This is a genomic window from Streptomyces tirandamycinicus (assembly GCF_003097515.1).
In the GTDB taxonomy this organism is placed as follows: Bacteria; Actinomycetota; Actinomycetes; order Streptomycetales; family Streptomycetaceae; genus Streptomyces; species Streptomyces tirandamycinicus.
Genome location: NZ_CP029188.1, coordinates 1,229,901 through 1,251,877, shown reverse-complemented (window position 1 = coordinate 1,251,877; position 21,977 = coordinate 1,229,901). Strand labels below are relative to the sequence as shown.

General features: G+C 73.0%; 21 protein-coding genes and 1 pseudogene. 3 read left to right on the top strand and 19 right to left on the bottom strand.

Going from position 1 to position 21,977, the window contains the following annotated elements; all coding sequences use genetic code 11:
• Positions 1–8: 8 nt before the first annotated feature.
• From DDW44_RS05485 to DDW44_RS05405, 16 genes are all read right to left on the bottom strand, one after another.
• Positions 9–668 (bottom strand): response regulator, encoded by a 660-nt coding sequence (locus DDW44_RS05485; protein WP_017947872.1) that lies wholly within the window; start codon positions 666–668, stop codon positions 9–11.
• Entirely contained in the window at positions 665–2,071 is a 1,407-nt protein-coding gene (locus tag DDW44_RS05480) for a sensor histidine kinase (protein WP_108905705.1), read from the bottom strand. Before DDW44_RS05480 ends, DDW44_RS05485 begins: the two co-directional genes overlap by 4 nt.
• A 212-nt stretch (positions 2,072–2,283) precedes the next feature.
• Complete coding sequence (locus DDW44_RS05475) at positions 2,284–3,132, bottom strand: NmrA family NAD(P)-binding protein (RefSeq protein ID WP_108905704.1); 849 nt, start codon at positions 3,130–3,132, stop codon at positions 2,284–2,286.
• A gap of 296 nt (positions 3,133–3,428) precedes the next feature.
• Positions 3,429–4,313, bottom strand: a complete 885-nt coding sequence (locus tag DDW44_RS05470; protein WP_108905703.1) for an alpha/beta hydrolase — start codon at positions 4,311–4,313, stop codon at positions 3,429–3,431.
• Between the two features lie 77 nt (positions 4,314–4,390).
• A complete protein-coding gene (gene kynU, locus DDW44_RS05465) occupies positions 4,391–5,608 on the bottom strand; it encodes a kynureninase (protein WP_108905702.1) in 1,218 nt (405 codons plus the stop codon).
• A complete protein-coding gene (kynA, locus tag DDW44_RS05460; RefSeq protein ID WP_018891985.1) occupies positions 5,601–6,446 on the bottom strand; it encodes a tryptophan 2,3-dioxygenase in 846 nt (281 codons plus the stop codon). Before kynA ends, kynU begins: the two co-directional genes overlap by 8 nt.
• Positions 6,447–6,628: 182 nt before the next feature.
• Positions 6,629–7,042: a DUF3151 domain-containing protein gene (locus tag DDW44_RS05455; protein WP_017947878.1), complete on the bottom strand. Its 414-nt coding sequence runs from the start codon at positions 7,040–7,042 to the stop codon at positions 6,629–6,631.
• Between the two features lie 138 nt (positions 7,043–7,180).
• Complete coding sequence (locus tag DDW44_RS05450; protein WP_108905701.1) at positions 7,181–8,692, bottom strand: MFS transporter; 1,512 nt, start codon at positions 8,690–8,692, stop codon at positions 7,181–7,183.
• Positions 8,693–8,799: 107 nt separating this feature from the next.
• Positions 8,800–10,017: a MalY/PatB family protein gene (locus DDW44_RS05445; protein ID WP_279634797.1), complete on the bottom strand. Its 1,218-nt coding sequence runs from the start codon at positions 10,015–10,017 to the stop codon at positions 8,800–8,802.
• A gap of 97 nt (positions 10,018–10,114) precedes the next feature.
• Positions 10,115–11,137 (bottom strand): class II fructose-bisphosphate aldolase, encoded by a 1,023-nt coding sequence (gene fbaA / locus DDW44_RS05435; RefSeq protein WP_017947881.1) that lies wholly within the window; start codon positions 11,135–11,137, stop codon positions 10,115–10,117.
• A 176-nt stretch (positions 11,138–11,313) separates the two neighbouring features.
• On the bottom strand, positions 11,314–11,853 hold the full coding sequence (gene pyrE, locus DDW44_RS05430) for an orotate phosphoribosyltransferase (RefSeq protein WP_017947882.1): 540 nt from the start codon (positions 11,851–11,853) through the stop codon (positions 11,314–11,316).
• Between the two features lie 151 nt (positions 11,854–12,004).
• A complete protein-coding gene (locus DDW44_RS05425) occupies positions 12,005–12,805 on the bottom strand; it encodes an aldose epimerase family protein (RefSeq protein WP_018891988.1) in 801 nt (266 codons plus the stop codon).
• Between the two features lie 66 nt (positions 12,806–12,871).
• A complete protein-coding gene (locus DDW44_RS05420) occupies positions 12,872–13,984 on the bottom strand; it encodes an SRPBCC domain-containing protein (protein ID WP_108905698.1) in 1,113 nt (370 codons plus the stop codon).
• A 70-nt stretch (positions 13,985–14,054) separates the two neighbouring features.
• Entirely contained in the window at positions 14,055–15,587 is a 1,533-nt protein-coding gene (locus DDW44_RS05415) for a polyamine aminopropyltransferase (protein ID WP_208647938.1), read from the bottom strand.
• A gap of 80 nt (positions 15,588–15,667) precedes the next feature.
• The gene (locus tag DDW44_RS05410) at positions 15,668–16,186 is read right to left on the bottom strand and encodes a DUF2617 family protein (protein WP_018891991.1); all 519 of its coding nucleotides are present in this window, start codon (positions 16,184–16,186) and stop codon (positions 15,668–15,670) included.
• A gap of 487 nt (positions 16,187–16,673) precedes the next feature.
• Complete coding sequence (locus DDW44_RS05405) at positions 16,674–16,895, bottom strand: hypothetical protein (protein ID WP_108905696.1); 222 nt, start codon at positions 16,893–16,895, stop codon at positions 16,674–16,676.
• A 122-nt stretch (positions 16,896–17,017) separates the two neighbouring features.
• Here DDW44_RS05405 and DDW44_RS05400 point away from each other — a divergent pair, with 122 nt between their 5' ends.
• A complete protein-coding gene (locus DDW44_RS05400; RefSeq protein WP_108905695.1) occupies positions 17,018–18,214 on the top strand; it encodes a pyridoxal phosphate-dependent aminotransferase in 1,197 nt (398 codons plus the stop codon).
• 328 nt (positions 18,215–18,542) lie between these two features.
• Here DDW44_RS05400 and DDW44_RS05390 read toward each other — a convergent pair whose 3' ends face one another.
• Complete coding sequence (locus DDW44_RS05390) at positions 18,543–18,806, bottom strand: type II toxin-antitoxin system RelE family toxin (RefSeq protein WP_108905694.1); 264 nt, start codon at positions 18,804–18,806, stop codon at positions 18,543–18,545.
• Complete coding sequence (locus tag DDW44_RS05385) at positions 18,799–19,068, bottom strand: type II toxin-antitoxin system Phd/YefM family antitoxin (RefSeq protein ID WP_108905693.1); 270 nt, start codon at positions 19,066–19,068, stop codon at positions 18,799–18,801. Before DDW44_RS05385 ends, DDW44_RS05390 begins: the two co-directional genes overlap by 8 nt.
• A 110-nt stretch (positions 19,069–19,178) precedes the next feature.
• On the opposite strand from DDW44_RS05385, the pseudogene DDW44_RS32590 reads away from it, so the two are divergent.
• Positions 19,179–19,603 (top strand): annotated as a pseudogene (locus tag DDW44_RS32590) (aminotransferase class I/II-fold pyridoxal phosphate-dependent enzyme); the annotation flags it as partial.
• 294 nt (positions 19,604–19,897) lie between these two features.
• Here DDW44_RS32590 and DDW44_RS05375 read toward each other — a convergent pair.
• Positions 19,898–20,452: a Uma2 family endonuclease gene (locus DDW44_RS05375; RefSeq protein WP_108905692.1), complete on the bottom strand. Its 555-nt coding sequence runs from the start codon at positions 20,450–20,452 to the stop codon at positions 19,898–19,900.
• 331 nt (positions 20,453–20,783) lie between these two features.
• Here DDW44_RS05375 and DDW44_RS05370 point away from each other — a divergent pair, with 331 nt between their 5' ends.
• Positions 20,784–21,911, top strand: a complete 1,128-nt coding sequence (locus DDW44_RS05370; RefSeq protein ID WP_018891998.1) for a hypothetical protein — start codon at positions 20,784–20,786, stop codon at positions 21,909–21,911.
• Positions 21,912–21,977 lie beyond the last annotated feature (66 nt).

The following is a 21,977-nucleotide window of genomic DNA, read 5'->3' as shown; positions in this document are numbered from 1 at the left end:
GGACGTGCTCAGCCCGGCGTGACCAGCCGCGCCTCGTAGGCGAACACCGCCGCCTGCGTCCGGTCCCGCAACCCCAGTTTCACCAGGATCCGGCTGACATGGGTCTTGATCGTGGACTCGGCGACGACGAGCTGAGCGGCGATCTCCGCGTTCGACAGACCCTGCGCGATCAGGACCAGGACCTCCGTCTCGCGTTCGGTCAGATCACCGATCCGGGTCAGGGCGGGCGTCCTGGGCGCCGCCGAGATCCGGGAGAACTCCGTGATCAGCCTGCGGGTAACGGTGGGCGCCAGCAGCGCCTCGCCGGCCGCCACGACCCGCACCCCGTCCGCGAGCCGGCGGGCGGAGGCGTCCTTCAGCAGGAAGCCCGAGGCACCGGCGCGCAGCGCCTGGTACACGTACTCGTCCAGGTCGAAGGTCGTCAGCACCAGCACCTTCGCCTCGCCGTCGGCGGCGACGATCTCGCGGGTGGCCTCGATGCCGTTGAGCTCGGGCATGCGGATGTCCATGAGGACCACGTCGGGGCGCAGCGCGTCGACCTGTGCGACCGCCTCGCGGCCGTTGACCGCCTCGCCGATCACCTCGATGCCGGGCATGGCGTTCAGCAGGACCGAGAAGCCCTCGCGGACCATGGCCTGGTCGTCCGCGATGAGGACGCGGATGGTCATACGGTCTCGTCCTTCGCCACGGGGAGGAACACGGCGACCTCGTAGCCGCCGTCCTCCGTCGGACCGGTCGTCATCTCCCCGTTCAGCATGGAGACGCGCTCCCGCATGCCCGTGAGGCCGTGACCGGATCCGTCGGACAGGGGCGAGCGGAGCCCTCGCTCCCCGGTGGCGGCCGGGTGGTGGGCCGGCTTCCGCAGTCCGCGGGCGGGGCCGTTGACGATGCGGACGCCGAGTCCGCCGAGGACGTACGCCACCTCGACCTTCGCGGACGCGCCCGGCGCATGGCGCAGCGCGTTGCTCAGGGCCTCCTGGGTGATGCGGTACGCCGAGAGCTCGACGCCCGGGGGGAGCTGCCGGACCGCTCCGGTGATCGCGAGACCGACCTCCAGGCCGGCGTCCCGGACGTTCCCGAGCAGCCCGTCGAGATCGGCGAGGGTCGGCTGGGGAGCGTCGGGGGCCTCGTAGTCCTCCGCCCGTACGACACCGAGCACACGGCGCAGTTCGGTGAGGGCGGCCACGGCGTTCTCCCGGATGGTCGCGAACGCCTGCGCCAGCTCGGGCGGCGGGTCCTGCACCCGGTAGGGCGCGGCCTCCGCCTGGATGGCGACCACCGACATGTGGTGGGCGACCACGTCGTGCAGCTCGCGGGCGATCGTGGTGCGCTCCTCCAGCAGGGTGCGCCGGTCGCGCTCGACGGCCGTGACGCTCTGCTGGGCGGCGACCTCGCGTTCCGCGTCCCGGCGCACCTGCGCCAGCGCCACGACGAGCAGGGCGACGGCGGAGACGAACAGCAGCGCGGTGGTGTCGCCGGGGTACCCGCCACCGAGGACGGCGGCCGCGAACAGACCGTACGCCCCCGTCAGCAGCCACATCCAGAAGGCGGTCCGCGGCCGGGTCCGCGCCGCGACGACGGTGAGGACCGTGAGGTGGGCGGCGACGGTGGCCGGCGCCCACGGCCCCCCGCCCCCGAAACCGCCGAGGACCGCGAGGAACGGCGCGGAGGCGAGCGAGGCCCAGAAGGCCAGCACCGGACGGACCAGTGTCATCAGCACCGTGACCGCGGGCGCCGCCGCGAAGACGAGGGTGACGGGGCCGAGGGCCCCGGAGTACACGGAGGCGCCGATGAGCAGCACCAGCAGGGCGCCGCCCGCGACGACCGCGTGCGGGGTCCAGACCGCGTACCTGCGGACGGCCGCGGGCAGCCGCCGGATCACCGGTCCGTCGTACGCCATCGGGGCCAGCGGCCGGTACGCGAAGGCGTCGTGGAAGAGGTCCCGGCGCAGACCCGCGAGCGCGCCCATGGCCAGGCGGAACTCGGGACTTCGGCTGTCGGCTCCGGGGCGCGGTATGCGCTGCGTGGTCGGGGCGGTCGGGGTGGTGGGCGTGTCGGTCACGTCGGCCAAGGTACGGCCTGGCACGGACGCGGTCGTCACCTGTGATGCGGATCCCTCCGCGTCCGTCCCAGGTACTACCCGGGTCCTCCCGGGGCGGGTACGGCCCCGGGAGCGGGTACCTCCCGGGGCCGGCCTGGTCCTCCCGGGTCGGCCCTGCTCCTCCCGGGTGCTCCTCCCGGGTCCGCCCGGGTCCGCCCAGGTGGTCCCTGGCCCCTCCCGGTTCAGGCCCGGAACGCCGCCGCGTGCTCGGCGGCCCATGCGGCGAACGTCCGCGCCGGGCGGCCGGTGACCCGCCGCACGGTGTCGACGACGGTCCGGCCTTCGGGCGGGGTGTTCCCGTACACGTCGAGCAGGAAGTCGATCAGGTCCTGCGCCAGACCGGCGGCCCGCCACCGGGCGGCCGCCTCGTCCGGGGTGAGCTCCGTGAGGACGATGTCCCTGCCCCGGGCCTGCACGAGCGCGTCCACCTTGTCCCGCAGGCTCAGCACCTCGGGCCCCGTGATCAGGTACGTCTGCCCGCCGTGGCCGTCCTCGGTGAGGGCGACCGCGCCGACCGCGCCGATGTCGGCCTCGTGGACCATGGCGCTGAGCCGGTCCGTGAACGGCTCGCCGACCTGGTCCTCGGTGCGGATCGCCTCGGCCCACTCCAGTGCGTTCGCCATGAACTCCACCGGCATCAGCACCGTCCAGGCGAGGCCGCTCTTCCGCACGGCGTCCTCGAGCGGGGTGTCACCGCCGCCGTTCAGCACGGTGATCCGCCGCACCCCGGCCTCACGGGCGAGTGCCACGATCTCCGGCCCGGTCTCCAGCGGGGCCATGTACTCCCCGCCGAAGGTGATGAGGTGCAGTCCGGTGACGCCCTCCAGCGCCGGGGCCAGGCCGGCCGGATCCGTGAGGTCGCCGCGGACCGCCTCGGCGCCCGCGGGCAGCGACGCCCGGGCCCGGCCGGGGTCACGGGTCAGGGCACGGACCGTGTGCCCGCGATCCAGCAACTCGGCGACGACATGGCGCCCGACCGTGCCCGTGGCGCCGGTGACGAGGATCTTCTGGGGGTGCGTGGGGTTCGTCATGGGCACACCGTAGGAGGGCTTGCGGACACCTTCTGTCCGCATCTCTGGCCCCATCTCTGGCCGCATCTCTAGCCGCATCTCTGTCGGCATCTCTGGCCGCATCTCTTCCGTGTAGGGCACCCGCCGGCGGCCCCCACCGTGCACGGCACCCGACAGCCGTTCCCCGGGTCCAGCCCCGCCGCCCTCGGGCCTCCGTTCCGGCCCTCCGGTCCCGCCCTCGGGTCCCGCCCTCCACCCCGGCACGCCGCTCCGGCCCACCTGAACGGCCACCTGCACGGCCACCTGAACGGAGCCCGTCACCAGGCGAGTTGGGCGATCTCCTCCGCCACCACCGCGCAGGCGTCCGCCGACGGATCGATCAGCGGGAAGTGACCGACGTCCCCGAGCAGGGTGAGCCCGACGGTCTCGCCCGCCTTCGCGGCCGCGTCGACGAAGGACTCGGCGACGGCCTGCGGCACCACGGTGTCCTCGCGCCCCTGGACGACGGCCGTGGCGATCCCGGTGGGCAGCAGCGCGGCCGGGTCCGCGCATCCCATGCGCGCCTCGGACTCCGCCCGCCCGCCGAGGAACTGGTGCACCGCGCCGCCGCACACGTCCAGCTCGGCCGCCCGGCCCAGGTCGGCGATCGGCGCCAGCGCGACGACACCCCGCAACTCCGGGGCGGCCGGGAGCCGCCAGGGCGAGCCCACCGGCAGTACGTGCCGGGCGGCCGCCCACAGGGCGAGGTGCCCGCCCGCGGAATGGCCGGTGAGGACCGTGCGCCGCGGGTCCGCCTGCGGCAGCGCGACGCGGGCCAGTCCGGCCAGCGCGTCCATCGCGGCGGCGATGTCGTCGAACGTCTCCGGCCAGCGCCCGGCGACCGGCCCGCCGCCGCCCTCCTCGCCGCGCGGCTGGGGCAGCGACGCGCCCCTGCGGTACTCGACGTTCGCCACGGCGAAGCCGCGCCGCGCCAGGAAGTCCGCGAACGGGGTGATGTGCCGCCGGTCGTACGGCGCCCGCCACGCCCCTCCGTGCAGCACCACCACGAGCGGCGCCGTGTCCCGGCCGTCCCGCGGCGCGTAGAAGTCGACGACCTGGTCCGAGTGTTCGCCGTAGGCCGCCGAGGCGTCCGGGGCGACGGCCGGATGCGACAGGGCCGAAGCCTCCTCGGCGGCGTCACGAGCGGCGGCGGGGTCCGGCATGCTGCTCCAACCTTTCGGTGAGGGGGCCGAGTCGGCCTGGCCAGCCGGGACGGTACCAGGCCGCCGGCCCCCGGTGATCAGCCGCTCGGTGGGGAGTTCACTCCGGCCAGCACGTCGGCGAGGACCCGTGCCGCGCGCTCGGTGTCCGCGAAGCCGACGTACAGCGGGGTGAAGCCGAACCGCAGCACGTCCGGGCGGCGCAGGTCGCCGACCACACCGCGGGCGATCAGCGCCTCCATGACCGCCGGTGCGTCGGGGCAGGCCAGCGCCACCTGGCTGCCCCGCTCGGCGTGCGCGGCCGGGGTGAGCGAGACGACTCTGCCGCGCGGCACATACGCCTCCACGCACTCGAGGAAGAAGTCGGTGAGGGCGAGGCTCTTGGCCCGTACCGCCTCCACCGTGACCCCGTCCCACACGTCGAGTGCCGCCTCCAGCGCCAGCATGGAGAGGATGTCGGGCGTGCCGACCCGGCCGCGCACCGCGCCCTCGGCCGGCCGGTAGCCGCGGGTCATCCCGAACGGGTCGGCGTGCGAGTTCCAGCCGGGCAGCGGCGAGTCGAAGCGGCCCTGGTGGCGCTCGGCGACGTACAGGTACGCGGGCGAACCGGGACCGCCGTTGAGGTACTTGTACGTGCAGCCGACCGCGAGGTCCACCCCGTGCTCGTCGAGGCCCACGGGCAGCGCGCCCGCGCTGTGGCAGAGGTCCCAGACGGCGAGAGCGCCCTGCGCGTGCAGCGCCGCGGTGATCCCCGGCAGGTCGTGCAGGCGGCCGGTGCGGTAGTCGACGTGGTTGACGAGTGCCGCGGCGGTGCGCGGGCCCACCGCGTCGGACACGTCGGCGGGGTCGACGACGACCGTCCGGTGGCCGGTCAGCCGGGCCGCCGACTCGGCGATGTACCCGTCGGTGGGGAAGGTCGTGGCGTCGACGAGGATCTCGTCCCGGTCGGCCGGCGCCATCCGCACCGCCGCGACCACGGCCTTGAAGACGTTCACGCTGGTGGAGTCGCCGACGACGACCTGCCCGGGGGCGGCGCCGACGAGTGGGGCTATCCGCTCGCCGATCCGCTCCGGCGCCGTCCACCAGCCGCTCTCGTCCCAGGAGCGGATGCGCAGTTCGCCCCACTGCCTGCCGACGACGTCGGCCATCCGGTCCTGGACGTGGCGCGGCAGGGCGCCGAGCGAGTTCCCGTCCAGGTAGACCGTGCTGTCGTCGAGCGCGAACAGCTCCCGCCGCTTGGCCAGTTCGTCCGCCGCGTCCCGTTCCGCGGCCCGTTCCCTCAGGCGCGTCTCAGACATGGCTGCGCGCCGTCCACAGCTCGGGGAAGACGTTCTTGGCCGCCCGCTTCTCCAGCCAGGCGACGCCCGCGGAGCCGCCGGTGCCGGCCTTGGCGCCCATGGCGCGCCGGGTGGCGACGAGGTGGTCGTTGCGCCAGCGCCACACCAGTTCGCCGACGTCGGTCAGCGCCTCGCCGAGGCGGACGAGCTCGGCGTCCTGGTCCTCGTTCGCGTAGACCTCCGCCCACACCCGCTCGACCTCGGGCGACGGCTCGTAGCGCTGCGACAGGTCGCGGTCGAGGACGGACGGGGGAACGGGCAGCCCGCGGCGGGCGAGCAGACGGAGCACCTCGTCGTAGAGGCTCGGCTCGTGGAGGGCCTTCTCCAGCTCGGCGTGGACGCGCGGGGCGCCGCGGTGCGGCACCAGCATGGACGCGGACTTCTCACCGAGCAGGAACTCCATCCGCCGGTACATCGCGGACTGGAAGCCGGAGCCCTCGCCGAGGGCGGCGCGGTACGCGTTGAACTGCACGGGGGTGAGCTGCGAGAGCGGCCGCCAGGAGGCGTTCAGCGCGTCCAGCTCCCGCACGGAGCGCTTCAGCGCGTCCATCGCGACGGGCACCTCGTCACGGCGCAGGGCCCGGGAGGCGGTCTCCCACTCGTGGACGATGACGGTGAACCACAGCTCCATCACCTGGGTGGTCACCAGGAACACCATCTCCCCGGGATCGTCGGAGAGGGGGTGCTGGAGGTGGGTGAGGACGTCTGCCTGGACGTAGTCCTCGTACGGGGTCGTGCCCGCGAAGTCGAGGTTCGGGGTGACCGAACCCGCTCCGGAGGCATCGGGAAATTGCGACATTCGCCGTCTCCTGACACATGTGTCCGGGTAGCGGTCCGCTCCTTCCGTTGCTGGTCTCGGAGCCCCGGTCCCCTCGCGCATCATAAGCACGGGCCCCACCGGTGACGCGAGGGGGCGGGCGCCCGCCGGGGCACCCGCCCGCTCCCACCGCGTCCGGACCGGCGGGGACGCTCGCGTCGCCGTCAGCCGAGGGTGTCGGCCGCCGTCTCGGACGAGTCGCGCAGGAACGCGCTGCAGCGGTCGTACTCGTCCTGCTCGCCGATCGCCTGCGCGGCGCGGGCGAGAGCGTGCAGGGCACGCAGGAAGCCGCGATTGGGCTCGTGCTCCCACGGCACCGGGCCGTGGCCCTTCCAGCCACTGCGGCGCAGCGCGTCGAGTCCCCGGTGGTACCCCGTACGCGCGTACGCGTACGACTCGACGACCCGTCCGGCCTCGAAGGCGTCGTCGGCGAGCTGGGCCCAGGCGAGCGAGGAGGTCGGGTACTTCGCGGCGACATCGGCGGGAGCCGTGCCGCTCGCGAGCAGCTCCCGCGGCTCGGGGTCGTCGGGCAGATGGGTGGGGGGTGGTCCCCCCAGCAGATTCTCGTGGATGGCCATGGCTTCAGTGTCACAGGTCGCCCGCCCTTCCGCCGAGCCGGTGCCGGTGATCGCGGGGGTGACCGCGCCGGCCCCGCCGAGCCGTGCCGGATGCCGGATCGGTTCGCGGGGGCGGGGCGGGCGGCGGGTTTCCCCGCCTCAGCCGGAGGGCCCGTCCGAGGGCTCCCCCGGCGCCTCCGGCGTCCCCGGCCGGCCCGGTTCCCGTCCACGCCGCGGTTCCCGTCCACGCCGCGGTTCCAGCGGCGGCGCGCCGACGCCGCAGTGCACCTTGCAGGTGGCGGGGCAGTGCCAGTCCGCCGGCCGCCGCACCATCGCCCAGGCCAGCACCGCGCCCACCACCAGGATCAGCGCGCACAGGGGCATCGCCCGGGCGAAGGCCGCCGCGAACCGATCCGGCATCCGGTACGCCTCCGGCCCCATCCCGGCCAGCATCGGCAGCGCGGCCACCGCGAGCAGCCCCGCCGCGCGGGCCGCCGCGTTGTTGACGCCGCTGGCGATCCCGGCCCGCGCCGTGTCCACGGACGCCAGCACGGTCGCGGTCAGCGGGGCCACCAGGGTCACCATGCCCAGGCCCAGCACCAGCAGCGCGGGCAGCACATCGGCGGGGTACGAGGCGTCTGCGCCGACCCGGAGCATCAGCAGCATCCCGGCCGCGCTCAGCAGCGGCCCCACCGTGAGCGGGATGCGCGGGCCGATCCGCTCGCCCAGCTGCCCGGACCTCGCGGACAGCAGCAGCATCAGCACGGTGGTGGGCAGCAGGGCGGTGCCCGCGGCGAGAGCCGAGTAGCCCGAGACGACCTGGAGTTGCAGCGCGGTGAGGAAGAAGAACCCGCTGAACCCCGCGTACACGCACACCGTCACCAGATTGACCGCGGTGAACAGCCGGGACCGGAAGATCGACACCGGCAGCATGGCGTTCTTCCGGCGGCGCTCCAGCCGGATGAACGCGGCACCCGTCAGGACGCCCACGACGCCGCTCCACCACGAGCCGTCGATCAGCGCGTACGTCACCAGTGCGAGGCTCAGTGCCCCCAGCACCGCGCCCAGCACGTCGAACCGGCCGTGCGCCGCGGGGTCGCGCGACTCGGGCACATGGCGCAGCGCGACGGGCACGCAGAGCGCGGCCAGCGGCACGTTCAGCAGGAAGATCCACCGCCAGCCCGGGCCGTCCACCAGCCACCCGCCGAGGAACGGTCCGGCCGCCGCGCCGACCCCGCCGAACCCGGACCACAGCCCCACGGCCCTGGCCCGGTCGTCCCGGTGGAAACTCGCCTGGATCAGCGCGAGCGACCCCGGGGTGAGCAGTGCCCCGCCGATGCCCTGCAGCGCGCGGGCGGCGATCAGGACATGGGCGTTCGGCGCCAGTCCGCAGGCCAGCGACGCGACCGCGAACCACAGCACACCGACGACGAACACCCGCCGGCGCCCGTACCGGTCCCCCAGCGCCCCGCCCAGCAGGATCAGCCCGGCGAGGGTCACCATGTACGCGTTGACCGTCCACTGCAGCTCGGCGAGGTCGGCGTCGAGGTCCTCACCGATGTGGGGGAGGGCGACGTTGACGACGGTGGAGTCGAGCAGCGCCATGCTGGACCCGAGAACGGTCGTCAGGACGATCCAGCGCCCGGTGACCGACGCGAGCCTGATGTCCATGGGGCGAATCATCCCGCCCCACGGTGCCCGTGGCGACCCGGGCGGGTCACGGTCACCGCCCGCCCGGGCCATGCCGCCCGGGCCTGCCCCGGACGGGCGGGGAATCTTCAGGACAGCCTGGTCAGGGCCCGCACCAGCGCGTCGGCGCCCGCCTCGGCCTTGGAACGAGGGCAGCCCAGATTGAGGCGCACGAAGCCCTCCGCCCCGTACACCGTGCCCGGCATGATCGCGACGCGTTCCCGCTCGACCAGCTCCCGCTGCAGCGCCTCGTCGTCCACCCGCAGCGCCCGGAGGTCGATCCACGCCAGATACCCGGCCTGCGGCGGCTCCCAGCCGAGGTCCGGGAAGGCCGACCGCAGCCGCTCCTCCAGCATCGCCAGATTCCCCGCCACATAGGCGCGGGCGGCGTCCAGCCAGCCGGCGCCGTGCCGGTAGGCGGCGACATGGGCCGTCAGCGACAGCACGGCCGGGGAGCCGAGCCCCTCACCCGTCTCCATCCGCCGGATGAACGCCGCACGCTCCCCGGGATCGCCGATGATGCCGTACGAACCGTTCAGGGCGGGGAAGTTGAACGCCTTCGACGCCGAGGCGACCACGGCCCACCGGCCCCCGTCGTCCGCGAAGCCCGTCCACGGCAGATGCCGGTGCCCGTCGTGCACGAAGTCCGCATGGATCTCGTCCGAGATCACGGCGACCCCGTGCTCCCCCGCCAGCCGGGCGAACCCCTTCAGCTCGTCCTCGGTCCACACCCGTCCGGTGGGGTTGTGGGGCGAACAGAGGATCAGCACCTTCGCGTCGGGCCGGGCGAGCTCCCGCTCCAGACCCTCCTCGTCGCCCACCGCGACGGGCCGGAGCCGCCGTCCGAGCCCGGTCACCGTTCTGCGGAAGCCGTCGTATGTGGGGGCGTGGACGACGACCCCTTCCCCGGGCCGCGTCCACATCCGCAGCAGCTGCGACAGCTGGCTGAGCACCGAAGGCCCGTACACGATCCGCTCCGGATCGAGCCCGGTGCCGTGCCGCCGGGCGAACCAGTCGCATATCGCCTCGCGGAACGGGCCGAGCCGCCAGTCGGTGTAGCCGAACACCCCGTGTGCCAGGCGCTCGCGCAGCGCGTCCAGCACCGGCGGCGGTGAGGCGAAGTCCATGTCGGAGATGGTGAAGGGCAGCAGTCCCGCGGCGCCGAACCGGTCGGCGACGCCGTCCCACTGCACGCTGGCGGTACCACGCCGGTCGAGTGGGGTGTCGAAGTCGTACGGGGTCCGGTGCTTCCGGTGCGGCTGGTGCGGCTGGTGCGGCTGGTGCGACTGGTGCGGCTGGTGCTTCAACGGCCGATCCTTCCGGACAGGACGAAGGCCCGGCACCGTTCGCCGGTGCCGGGCCTCACGTCGGACTGCATCTCGTCCCGCTTACTTCATCTGCCGCCTACTTCATCTTGTTGCCGGCGGCGCGCAGCACCTGGCAGGCCTCGAGGACACGCTTGGACATGCCGGCCTCGGCGGCCTTGCCCCAGGTGCGCGGGTCGTAGGTCTTCTTGGAACCGACCTCGCCGTCGACCTTCAGCACACCGTCGTAGTTCTTGAACATGTGGTCCGCGACGGGGCGGGTGAAGGCGTACTGGGTGTCGGTGTCGAGGTTCATCTTGACGACGCCGTTCTCCAGCGCGACCGCGATCTCCTCGGCCGTGGAGCCGGAGCCGCCGTGGAACACGAAGTCGAACGGCTCGGACGTGCCGTACTTGGCCGCGACGCCCTCCTGGAGCTCCTTGAGCAGCTCCGGGCGGAGCACGACGTTGCCCGGCTTGTAGACGCCGTGGACGTTGCCGAAGGACGCGGCGAGCAGGTAGCGGCCCTTGTCGCCCAGGCCCAGCGCCTCGGCGGTGCGGATGGCGTCCTCGACGGTGGTGTACAGCTCGTCGTTGATCTCGTGCGTGACGCCGTCCTCCTCGCCGCCGGTCGGGGTGATCTCGACCTCGAGGATGATCTTGGCGGCGACCGCGCGGGCCAGCAGCTCCTGCGCGACGGCCAGGTTGTCGGCGAGGGTCTCGGCGGAGCCGTCCCACATGTGCGACTGGAAGAGCGGGTTCTTGCCCTGGGCGACCCGCTGCTCGGAGACGGCCAGCAGCGGGCGGACGTAGCCGTCCAGCTTGTCCTTCGGGCAGTGGTCGGTGTGCAGGGCGATGTTGACCGGGTACTTGTCGGCCACGATGTGCGCGAACTCGGCGAGGGCGACGGCGCCGGTCACCATGTCCTTGTTGTACTGGCCACCCAGGTACTCCGCACCACCGGTGGAGATCTGGACGATGCCGTCGCTCTCGGCCTCCGCGAAGCCGCGCAGCGCAGCGTGCAGGGTCTGGGACGAGGTGACGTTGATGGCCGGGTAGGCGAACTTGCCTGCCTTCGCCCGGTCGAGCATCTCGTTGTAGACCTCGGGGGTTGCGATGGGCATCTGTCCGCTCCTTGTGATGTGCGGTTTGCGTTGCTTGGCACCCTGACCTGGGGGCGACGTCATCGTCGCACCTATCTTTCCAGACGCCCATGGCGGCTCGGAGAGCAAGGGGCGGGACGTTTCACGTGAAACGCCCACCCCTTGCGGAAAGCGCAGGTCAGATCCGGCCGTCCGAATCAGTCGAGACCGAGGTCCGACAGTTCGAATCCGGTCAGATAGGGCAGCCCCGCCTCGGCGATCGCCCCGGCGGCGCCGCGGTCCACGATCGTGGCCACGGCGACGACCTCCCCGCCGGCCTCGCGGACGGCCTCGACGGCGGTGAGGGGGGAACCGCCGGTCGTGGAGGTGTCCTCGACCACCAGGCAGCGGCGGCCCTTGACGTCCGCGCCCTCGATACGCCGCTGCATTCCGTGCGTCTTCTGGGCCTTCCGTACGACGAAGGCGTCCAGACGCCCGCCGCGGGCGGCGGAGGCATGCAGCATCGCGGACGCGACGGGGTCGGCTCCCAGCGTCAGGCCGCCGACGCAGTCGAAGTCCAGGTCCCGGGTCAGATCCAGCATGACCTGGCCGACCATCGGCGCCGCCTCGCCGTCCAGCGTGATCCGGCGAAGGTCGATGTAGTAGTCGGCCTCACGCCCCGAGGAGAGGGTCACCCTGCCGTGCACCACGGCCTTGTCCTTGATCTGCTGGAGCAGCTCAGCACGTACGTCAGTCATGGTCACGAGCTTAGGGCGTGTGGCGAGAGTCCCGCCCGGCCGGGAACGTCCGCGCGGACTGCCCCGTGGCCATTCGGGCCCGGGAGGTGCCCCCGACCGGCTGCGCCGGCCAGGTCCCTACACCGGTCATTTCCCTACGCCGGCCACGTCCCTACACCGGACGTCGCCATGACCAGGTCGTCGAGATCTCGAGCGGGTCGATGGGCGTGACCAGGCGAGGATGCGTGTTGAGACCGTTCGGCGGGCCGGATTGCGGCTCGACGCAGACCGCCTCCTCCTGCTCGTCGTAGACGACCACCCACTCGGTGCGGCTCTTCACCGTCAGCTCCAGGTGCTCCGGCCAGGTGAGGGTGACGTCGACGCCGTCCTCCATGCCGAAGCAGTCGTCCCAGGGGCCGGGCGTCGGCCCGATCCGCCGGCCGGTGGGCAGGTAATCGGGCCCGCGCTCCTCCTGCCAGTCGGGGATGAAGTCGAGCCGGGCGCCCTTGCCGTCGGGAAAGGCATGGCGCAGGAACCACGGGTGCCAGCCCGCCTGGGCGGGAAAGGAGTCGCCGTACGTCTCGACGCCCAGCTGGAGCGTCAGCGAGTCCTCGGTCAGCTCGAACGTCTGGGTGACGAGCCCGGTGTACGGCCAGGGTTCGCCGAGTTCGTAGGTGAAGACGGCCTCGGTGGGACCGGTGCGGGCGGTGCGCCACGCGGTGTCCCGGCCGGTGCCGTGGATGGCGTGCGGCGGGTCGTTGACCGGCAGCCGGTGCTCCACCCCGCCGTTGCGGAAGCGGGCGTTCCCGGTGCGGCCGCACCAGGGAACCATCGGGAAGCAGCCATATCGCTCGCCCTGTCGCAGCAGCTCGGTACCCGCGACGCGCAAGCTGCTGATCCGGCAGCCGTTGCCCGGAGTGACCGTCAACTCGGCGTCGCCGGCGGTGAGCCGGACGTTCTCTTCGCTACTCACACCCCGACCCTACTGTCGGCCGGCCCGGTGTGCCCTGCTCGTCTAGGCCGCTTGAGGGGCCGTCGGCTACCTGCGACGGCGCAATGCCCGTCCCACCACCACGGCGGAGGCGATGGCGAGCGCGGCGGCGGGGGCGACCCAGCGCAGGGTGCTACCGGCCGAGGCGGGCTGGGGCGCGGGTACGGGGGCGTACCGGCCGCGCGGCGGCGCGTGGTCGACCTCCTCCGCACTGCGGCCGATCATCGTCCGGCGGGCGTGGGCCGCTTCAGCGGGCGGTTCGTCGTCCTCGCCGAGCACCTCGTCCGCCAACGGGTCCAGTGACGACGGAGGCACGTCCGCCTCGAACAGGGACGCGCTCTGGTCCTCTTCGCCGTCCGGCCCGTCCTCGGGTGTGCCGCCCACACCGGCCGAGGGCGCCGAGGGGCCGGAACTCGATGCGGGGGGCTCGTCCCCGGCCGGGGCCTCCGGCCGTCCGGGGGAACCGCCGGAACGCCCGGAACCGCCGGAACCGCCCGGAGCAACGCCGTCGTCAGCGCTCTCGGCGGTCGAACCCTCGGCGGTCGACCCCTCGGCAGATGCTCCCCCTGCGGTCGCGCCCTCGTCCCCGCCCCCTGCGGTGGCGCCCTCGTCCCCGCCCTCGCCCGTGGCGCCCTCGGTGGATACCCCGTCGGTGGCTGCCCTCTCGGCGGTCGCGTCCGCCCCGCCTCCCTCAGCCTCCGCACCGGCGCCGGCGGCCGCCTCGCGCTCCTCGTCCTGCGCCGCGGTGGCCAGGGACGCGGCGAACCGGTCGAGCAGTCGGGTGGCGGACTGCTCGGCGGCGTCGGGAGCCGCCTCGGCGAGGCGGCCGTCCGCATGGGCCGATCCGGTGAAGGAGAGCGTGGTACCGCCCTCGGTCTCGGTGAGCAGGACGGTCAGCGCCACTTTGGCCGAGCCGTGGCCCCGGGCCTCCGTGCCCTCCCCCTCGGCCGTGAAGCCGCCGTCCCGTTCGGTGATGCGGAGCGCGCCCCGGTAGGTGATCGTGTGACCGCCCACCCGGACCTTCAGCCGGCCCGCGAGCGGGCCCGCCGACGCGTCGGCGTCCCGCTGGAGCCCCGGGACGCACCGGGCGACCCGCGCGGGGTCGGCCAGAGTCCGCCGAAGCCTGTCTGCCGGTACCGGAACGAACACCTCATGCTCCATGGAAGCCGAGCCTACTCAGCCTCGGCCCGGCGGGAGACCTTCTGCGCGGAACCCGCACGCCTCACGGCGCTCACTCGGCGTACCGCGGGCGCAGCAGCGTCGACGGCGGCACCCCCCGCGGCCGCTGCTCCTCGACGCCGAGCACCCCGGGTCCCGGGTCCGGCGGGGTGCCCATGGCGGCGGGGACCGCGAGGACGAAGCCGCGGTCGGGGCGGCCCGGAGCGCGGTAGGGCCGGGTGGCGAACCCGGCCGCCCGGATGGTGGACTCGACCGTCCAGTAGGCGTGCGGGCGCGTCCCGACCGGTCCGGCGTGCACGACGAGCCGTCCGCCGTCCGCGAGGACCCCGGCGGCGAGCCCGTAGAACTCCTGCGAGTACAGCTTGGCGCTCGGCGTGACGCCCGGGTCGGGCAGGTCCGCGACGACCACGTCGTACCCGTGGCGGGGTGCGGACGTGCCCCGCAGCCAGCGGAACGCGTCCGCGTACACGACCCTCAGCCGCGGATCCCGGTACACATGCCCGTTCAGCGCGGCCAGTGCGGGATCCGTGCGCGCCAGCCGCACCATCCCCGGGTCGAGTTCGACCACCGTGACCGAGCGCACCCCCGGGTGGCGGAGCACCTCGCGCGCCGCCAGCCCGTCGCCGCCGCCGAGGACCAGCACGTGCGCGTGCGGGCCCTGGCGCAGCGCGGGACGCACCAGGGCCCGGTGGTGCCGGTCCTCGTCCCCTCCGCTCATCTGCAGCCGGCCGTCCAGGAACAGATCGACCGGCCCGTCCTCCGCACCGGTCAGGACGACCTCCTGCACCCCGGTGTGCACGGCCACCCGCACCGGTTCGCCGTACACCGCACGCCGCGCCGCCGCCTCGAAGTCGCCGACCAGCGCCGTCGCGGTGGTCAGCACCGCCAGGACCGTCAGATTCGCCCCGAGCAGCCACCACCGCGACCGCGGCGACAGGTCCCGCCGGAACAGCCACAGCACCAGAGCCCCGCCCGCCACGGCGTTCACCGCGCCCGTGAGCAGGGCACCGGTCAGCTGGCCGAGCCAGGGCAGCAGCAGGAAGGGGAAGGCCAGACCGCCGACGAGCGCACCCACGTAGTCCGCGGCGAAGAGGTCCGCGACCGTCCCCGCGGCGTCCTCCTCGCCCCGCCCGCCGCGCCGGGACGCCCGCTGGATCAGGCTCATCAGCAGCGGGATCTCGGCGCCGATCAGCACCCCGATCGCGAGCGAGAAGGCCACCAGGGCGTACCGCGCCTCACCGAGCCAGGCGAACGCCGCGTACAGCACCAGGGCCGAGCAGCCGCCGATCAGCGCGAGCGCCGCCTCCACCAGTCCGAAGCCGACGGCGGCATGGCAGCGCAGCCGCTTGGCGAGCAGCGAGCCGATGCCCATCGCGAAGACCATGACGGAGAGCACGACGGACGCCTGGGTGACGGAGTCACCGATCAGATAGGAGGCGAGGGCGACCAGTTCGAGCTCGTACACCAGGCCGCAGGCGGCGCAGACGAAGACCACCAGGAGGACGAGGAACCGGCCCGCGTCCGGCCGGACGGGCGGCGGCCGCACCCCGCCCCGCACCGGTGCTGACACAGGCTGGTCGATCATGCCGTAACGCTACGTCACATCAACGTCCCGAAGCGTCACCCACACGGGTGCAACTGCCCCGAAATGCCGTGGCCGTGGGCTCAGCGCTGGACGGGCAGCCGTGCGCCGACATGGGTGCGGGTGACGACCAACTGGCCCTCCTGGGGGTACGCGTGCCAGGTCCGCCAGCGCATCTGGCCGTCGACCTGCTGGGCGACCATCGCCGTGAAGGCGTGCGGCGAACCGGGGAACGTGCCGGCCAGCCCGTGCGGATGGTCCGCCACCAGCGCCAGCAGCTCCTGCGCCCGCCCCGCGAACGACCGCTCGGACAGCGTCTCCACCCGCGCGGCGAACTCGTACTCCCAGTCCCCGAGCCGCCGGGCCACGCCCAGCGGCAGCGGGGTGCTGCGGCCGGGCATGCACGCCACCGTCTCGGAGCAGGTGCCGCGCTCCCCTTCGAGCAGCACCTGGTGGGAGGCGCCCAGAAGTCTCAACTGCAGCTTGGCACCCGGCAGTTCCAGATCGAGCTCGGCGAGCGCGGGCAGCGGCTCCCGCCCCAGCGCCCAGGCCAGATCGGCCGCGCGGGTGTCGGTGTAGGAGGTCTTCAGGGTCGTGAGCATGGGTCGGCTCCGCAATACACGCGTGACGGGTGGACCGGGGCGCCCCGGGGGCAGCACAGGGAGGGTGGGGGATCTGCCGACTCGGGTCCACAGACGGTCCGAGGGCTGGATGTTCTCAACAGCGAGGGAATCATGAAGTGCGCGGCGTCCACAGCGCTTTTACCCAACTTGACGTGCATTACATCCCCTGGGGGGCCTTACGGTTCAACTGTTCAACGGAAACCCACCAGGGAAGTGCACAACTGCGGCGGATTAGTGCATCGGCCGTCAACAGGAAGGCGCCCGGCGGAAGTTCGATCCGCCCGGGCGCCCCCGGTCCCGGCGGCCCGGCGGCCCGTGTCAGCCGCCCCCGCCGTCGCGCATGCGCCGGTCAGCCGCCGCCGTCGCGCATACGCCCGTCACCGGCCACCGCCGTCAGGCACGCCCGTCGGCTGCCGACACCGGCGTCGCGCACCCACCCGTCAGCTGCCGCCACCGCACCCGCCCGTCAGCTGCCGCCACCGCAGCCGCCACCGCACGACGACCCTCCTCCGCCGCAGGACGAACTCCCACCACAGGAGACCCCCGCGCCGGAGGAGGAACCGCTGTGTCCGCCCGCCCACCAGCTGCCGCCGCGGCGGCGCCGGCGGCGCAAGCGCCCGCCTCCGGCCACGGCCAGCACGAGCCCGACGGCCACGATCGCCCCTATGCCGATCACGATCTCGATCATTGACCCCACCTGCTTTCGTCCCCCGAAGCGAGGCTGCTTCCGGCTGCCTGGGAGATGCCCGGGGCCCTCCCGGCCCAAAGCGGACTTGAGCTAGTCCAGAGGTTGCGCGCAGGATGGCCGGCATGACAGCTCCAGGACGCACACCGGGCCCCCGGCCGCTGCTCAACCGCCGCCTCGCCGAGTTCGGAACGACGATCTTCGCCGAGATGTCCGCGCTGGCCGTGCGCACCGGCTCCATCAACCTCGGCCAGGGCTTCCCGGACACGGACGGCCCCGAGGAGGTGCGGGAGGCGGCGGTGCGGGCGCTGCGGGACGGCCGCGGCAACCAGTACCCGCCCGGCCCGGGCGTGCCCGAGCTGCGCACCGCGATCGCCGCCCATCAGCGCGACCGCTACGGCCTCGGGTACGACCCCGACACCGAGGTGCTGGTCACGGCCGGTGCCACCGAGGCCATCGCGGCATCGCTGCTCGCCCTCGTCGAGCCCGGCGACGAGGTCGTCGCCCTGGAGCCGTACTACGACTCGTACGCCGCCTGCATCGCCATGGCGGGCGGCACCCGCGTACCCGTCACGCTCCGGCCCCGGGAGGGCGCCTACGTCCTGGACCTGGACGAACTCCGCGACGCCGTCACCGACCGCACCCGCGTCATCCTGCTGAACACCCCGCACAACCCGACCGGCATGGTCCTCGGCCGCGAGGAGCTGGCGGCCGTCGCGGAGCTGGCCGCCGAGCGCGATCTGCTGGTCGTCACCGACGAGGTGTACGAGCACCTGGTCTTCGACGGCGAGCACACGCCGATCGCGACCCTCCCCGGGATGCGCGAGCGCACCGTGACCATCGGCTCGGCCGGCAAGACGTTCTCGTTCACCGGCTGGAAGGTCGGCTGGGTCACGAGTACCGCAGAACTCGTCACCGCCGTACGCTCCGCGAAGCAGTACCTGACGTACGTGGCCTCCGGCCCCTTCCAGTACGCGGTCGCGGAGGCCCTGCGCCTGCCGGACAGCTACTTCGAGGAGTTCCGCGCCGATATGCGGGGCAAGAGGGAGCTGCTCGCGGACGGTCTGGAGCAAGCGGGCTTCAAGGTGTTCCGGCCGGCAGGCACCTACTTCGTCACCACCGACATCCGCCCCCTCGGTGAGAGCGACGGCTTCGCCTTCTGCCGCGCCCTCCCCGAGCGGGCGGGTGTCGTCGCCATCCCGAACGCGGTCTTCTACGACCACAAGGAGACGGGGGCACCCTACGTCCGGTTCGCGTTCTGCAAGCGCGTCGACGTACTGGCCGACGCGACGAAACGGCTCTACAAGGCATTCGCGCGCTGACCACCGCCGGTGGCTACTACTCGGTGTCCTTCGGGTGCCCCGGAAAGGCATACACCAGGATCACAGTCGAGGTGTCCGGGCTGACCAAGTAGCGGACCCAGCCGCCGCTGGTGATCTCGTACTCCCATTGCTCCAGCTCGGAGCCCTTCCATTCCCTGGTGGCGTGCCTGCCGCGAAGCTGATGCCGGCGGTTCCAGTCGGCCCGCGACACCGGGTCGGTGCGAAGGCAGCGATGCGCGTTCGGCGTTGATGCGCTCGGTTGCCCGCCACGAGACGATCGCTCGGTGGTGCCTTTGACGGGGTGGCGACCAGCAGGAAAACGGAGTGCTCAGGTGTCGTAGACGGTGGAGCGATGCCCGACGTGGACGACCCATACCACCAGCTCGCCGTTGTCGATCGTGTAGAGCACGCGATAGTCGCCCACCCGTAGGCGGCGCCGGTCGGGCTGGGAGACGAGCGCCGTGGTGTCGAACCCCATCGGGTCGCTCTCCAGCTCAGTCAGCTTGGCCAGAATACGGAGGGCCACGCCTCGCGGGATCTTGCGGAGTTCGGCCTGAGCCTCGGGTCGGAAGACGGTGCGGTACTCACTCACTGCGCGCCAGCGTCTCCCTCATGATGTCCTCGATCGGGATGCCGGGTGTCGGGCTGGTCATGCGCTCGTCGATGATCCGGTTGATCTCGCGCTCTTCCCACTCCTGGTACTTGCGCAGCACCTCGATGGACACCACGGCGGCGACCTGCTTGCCGCGCCGGGTGATGACGGTAGGCACGTCGTCCCGGTCGGCCCGCTCCACGACCTCGGCCAGGTGTGCCCGGACATCACGAATGGACTCTATGGGCATGGGTTGCGTCATGCGCCCAAGGGTACCGAGTGTCCCATGTGTACACAACCCGTCACTGTCGCTCGGGGGTGTAGCCCTATGGGCCCGCATGCGAATGAGTGCGTGAAAGAGCGGTGACCCGGGTGACCGCCGCAGCGCCGCTGGTCGCGGCCGTCCGCTCGGCCAAGCAGTTCCTCACCTACGTCTCGTCGGGCCCGTTCCAGTACGCGGTCGCCGAGGCGCCGGCCCTGCCGCACGCGTACTTCGACCGGCTCCGCGAGGACCTGAGAGCCGAGCGCGACCTGCTGAGCTCGGGACCTCGCGGCCGCCGGCTTCGAGGTCTACCGGCCCGCCGGAACGTACTTCGTCACCACCGACATCCGCCCGCTCGGAGAGCCGGACGGCTTCGCCTTCTGCCGCGCCCGGAACGCTGCGGCGTCGTGGCCATCCCAACGCCGTCTTCTACGACCACCGGGAGGCAGGGGCACCCTTCGTGCGGTTCGCCTTCTGCAAGCGGACCGACGTCCTGGAGGAGGCCGTCTCCCGACTCAAGGGGCTGGACACCTGAGCCGAAGACGTACCGGCGATTGTTCCGGCCACAGGGCCTGGTTGCTCCGAGCCGCCGAGCACCCGCACTCGACTGCCGCCTGGTCGGCCGCGTCACCTGTCCGCAGCACTCCTCGCCGTGCCGCGCTGCCGTCGCACCGCGGCGGCGACTCGGCCGAGGACGAGCGGCCCGCCGGCTCAGGCCAGTACGTGGGCGGTCACCCACGCCGACCACGGCGAGTCGCGCCCGACCCGGAACGACCACCTTCGACGACGGGGGCGGTGCCAAGGGCACCGCCGCACCGGGAGTCCCTCGTCAACGGGCGTCCGCCTCGGGCTCCGGACGCGGAAGCTCGTCGAGGTCGAGGGTGAAGGTGCGGCCGTCGGCCAGCGGGATGGGGAGCTTGCCCGTGCCGTACTTGTGGGTGTGCGCCGCGATGTAACCGGTGCCGGTCGGCTGAGTGTGGAGGACGACTTCCTGGGCGTAGGGGTCCACCACCAGGTAGATCGGGATGCCGTAGCGGCCGTACTTCGCGGTGCAGTCGTCGTAGTCCTTGCGTGCGGAGGAGGTCGAAACGACCTCGGAGATCAGCAGGACGTCCTCGAAGCCGTAGCGCCTGCCCTCCCGGCGGGCGTCCTCGCGGAGGATCGCCAGATCGGGGGCGGAGTTCTCGTCTGCGGGGAAGTCGATGTAGACGTCGGAGACGGTCTTCGCATGGCGTCCGAGGGACACGATCGTGTCGTACTGCATCGACTTGATCGTGCTGGAGTGCTCGAAGCTCCGCGGAGTCATGATCAGCTTTCCGTCGGCTCCGAACAGGACCGTGTATCCCTTGGGGAACTCGGTGTGCACGAGCGCGTCGACGCTCATGGGCGGCTCCTTCCCAGGTGTGGTCAGAATACGGCGGACAGCGCCCTGCCACCGAGCCCGGCGGTGCGGCTGCGAGCCCGGTCCGGACGGCCGGCTTCGTCACGCCGACACGCCGTCACGTCGTCACGCCGTCACGCCGTCACGCCGTCACGCCGTCAACGCCGACACGCGCGCCCCGGTGCGCCCGCGGGTCGATCCACCCGGGCGGCTGCCCAGCGGTCGCGCACCGCGCGCGCACCGCCGAAGGTCGGGGTGACGGCACACGCGCGCACGGAGGTGCCCCCTGTTCGCCGAGACCTTCGACAAGGCCGCGTCCGCCGACGGCCGGGCCGTGTCCCGCCCGCGTGCGGCGCTTCACCGGGCGGCGCCCGCCCTGGGGCTGTTCGCGGCCGCACGGCTGACCGGCATGGCCGTGGTGGCCCTGTGGGCCTGGCACATCGGCCGCTCGCCACGGGCACTGCTCGCCACCTCGTGGGACTCCAAGTGGTACGTCGGCATCGCCACGCAGGGCTACGGGCGCACGGTGTACTGGCCGGACGGGGCCGTCCAGTCCGATCTCGCGTTCTTCCCGCTCTACCCGGGGCTGATCCGCTCCGTCATGTCCGTACTGCCGGTCACGGGCGGCACCGCGGGGCTCGCGCTGTCGTGGGCCGCCGCGGGCGCGGCGGCGTGGGGCATCTACGCGGTCGTCGAGCGGCTCCACGGCCGCAGGCTCGCGACGCTCGTCGTTCTGCTGTGGGGGCTGCTGCCGCACGCGGTCGTCCTGTCCATGGCCTACACCGAGCCGCTGCTGACGGCGTTCGCGGCCTGGTCGCTGTACGCGCTGGTGTCCGGACGCTGGCTGTGGGCTGGAGCGCTGGCCGCCCTCGCCGGGCTGACCCGGCCCAACGGGATCGCGGTCGCCGCGGCCGTCTGCGCGGTGGCCGGCTGCGAGCTGTGGAGACGGAGGGGCACCAAGGGCGGCCGGGCGCCCGTCTGGGCCGCCGCGGCGCTGGCGCCCGCCGGCTGGCTGGGCTACGTGCTGTGGGTCGGGGTGCGCAAGGGCGACGTGCCGGGCGGCTACTTCGCCGTGCAGAGCGGCTGGACCTCGCGGTTCGACCTGGGCCTCGGGTCACTGAAGGTGATCCGGGGCATGGTGACCGCCCCGACGTTCTTCGGGTTCCCCATGGCCCTGCTGATCGCCGGGGCCGGGGTGCTGCTCTTCGCCCTCTTCCTGCTGGACCGGCCGCCCCTCGCGCTGCTGGTCTACACCGGGGTGCTGGTGCTCATCACGGTCGGCGGCTCGGGCTTCTTCGAGTCCAAGCCTCGTTTCCTGCTGCCGGCGTTCCCGCTGCTGCTGCCGCTGGCGGCCGCGCTGGCGAAAGCCCGGCCAGCGGCGGCGGTCACGGTGATCGCCGCCCTGGCCGGGCTGTCGTTGTGCTACGGGACGTACCTGACCGTCGCCCCGACGGCGCTGTGAGCCCCTGCGGGGCACTCCGCGCCGCGGCACCCCAGGCGCCTCGGGCGTGTCAGGTGCCTCAGACGC

Coding starts and splice junctions, on each gene's coding strand:
- DDW44_RS05415 (WP_208647938.1), bottom strand. CDS start 15,587: ATGATCGACCAGCCTGTGTCAGCACCGGTGCGGGGCGGGGTGCGGCCG.
- DDW44_RS05455 (WP_017947878.1), bottom strand. CDS start 7,042: ATGGCCATCCACGAGAATCTGCTGGGGGGACCACCCCCCACCCATCTG.
- DDW44_RS05410 (WP_018891991.1), bottom strand. CDS start 16,186: ATGCTCACGACCCTGAAGACCTCCTACACCGACACCCGCGCGGCCGAT.
- DDW44_RS05420 (WP_108905698.1), bottom strand. CDS start 13,984: ATGGAGCATGAGGTGTTCGTTCCGGTACCGGCAGACAGGCTTCGGCGG.
- DDW44_RS05485 (WP_017947872.1), bottom strand. CDS start 668: ATGACCATCCGCGTCCTCATCGCGGACGACCAGGCCATGGTCCGCGAG.
- fbaA (WP_017947881.1), bottom strand. CDS start 11,137: ATGCCCATCGCAACCCCCGAGGTCTACAACGAGATGCTCGACCGGGCG.
- DDW44_RS05450 (WP_108905701.1), bottom strand. CDS start 8,692: ATGGACATCAGGCTCGCGTCGGTCACCGGGCGCTGGATCGTCCTGACG.
- DDW44_RS05375 (WP_108905692.1), bottom strand. CDS start 20,452: ATGAGCGTCGACGCGCTCGTGCACACCGAGTTCCCCAAGGGATACACG.
- kynU (WP_108905702.1), bottom strand. CDS start 5,608: ATGTCTGAGACGCGCCTGAGGGAACGGGCCGCGGAACGGGACGCGGCG.
- DDW44_RS05405 (WP_108905696.1), bottom strand. CDS start 16,895: ATGATCGAGATCGTGATCGGCATAGGGGCGATCGTGGCCGTCGGGCTC.
- DDW44_RS05475 (WP_108905704.1), bottom strand. CDS start 3,132: ATGACGAACCCCACGCACCCCCAGAAGATCCTCGTCACCGGCGCCACG.
- pyrE (WP_017947882.1), bottom strand. CDS start 11,853: ATGACTGACGTACGTGCTGAGCTGCTCCAGCAGATCAAGGACAAGGCC.
- DDW44_RS05400 (WP_108905695.1), top strand. CDS start 17,018: ATGACAGCTCCAGGACGCACACCGGGCCCCCGGCCGCTGCTCAACCGC.
- DDW44_RS05470 (WP_108905703.1), bottom strand. CDS start 4,313: ATGCCGGACCCCGCCGCCGCTCGTGACGCCGCCGAGGAGGCTTCGGCC.
- kynA (WP_018891985.1), bottom strand. CDS start 6,446: ATGTCGCAATTTCCCGATGCCTCCGGAGCGGGTTCGGTCACCCCGAAC.
- DDW44_RS05385 (WP_108905693.1), bottom strand. CDS start 19,068: ATGACGCAACCCATGCCCATAGAGTCCATTCGTGATGTCCGGGCACAC.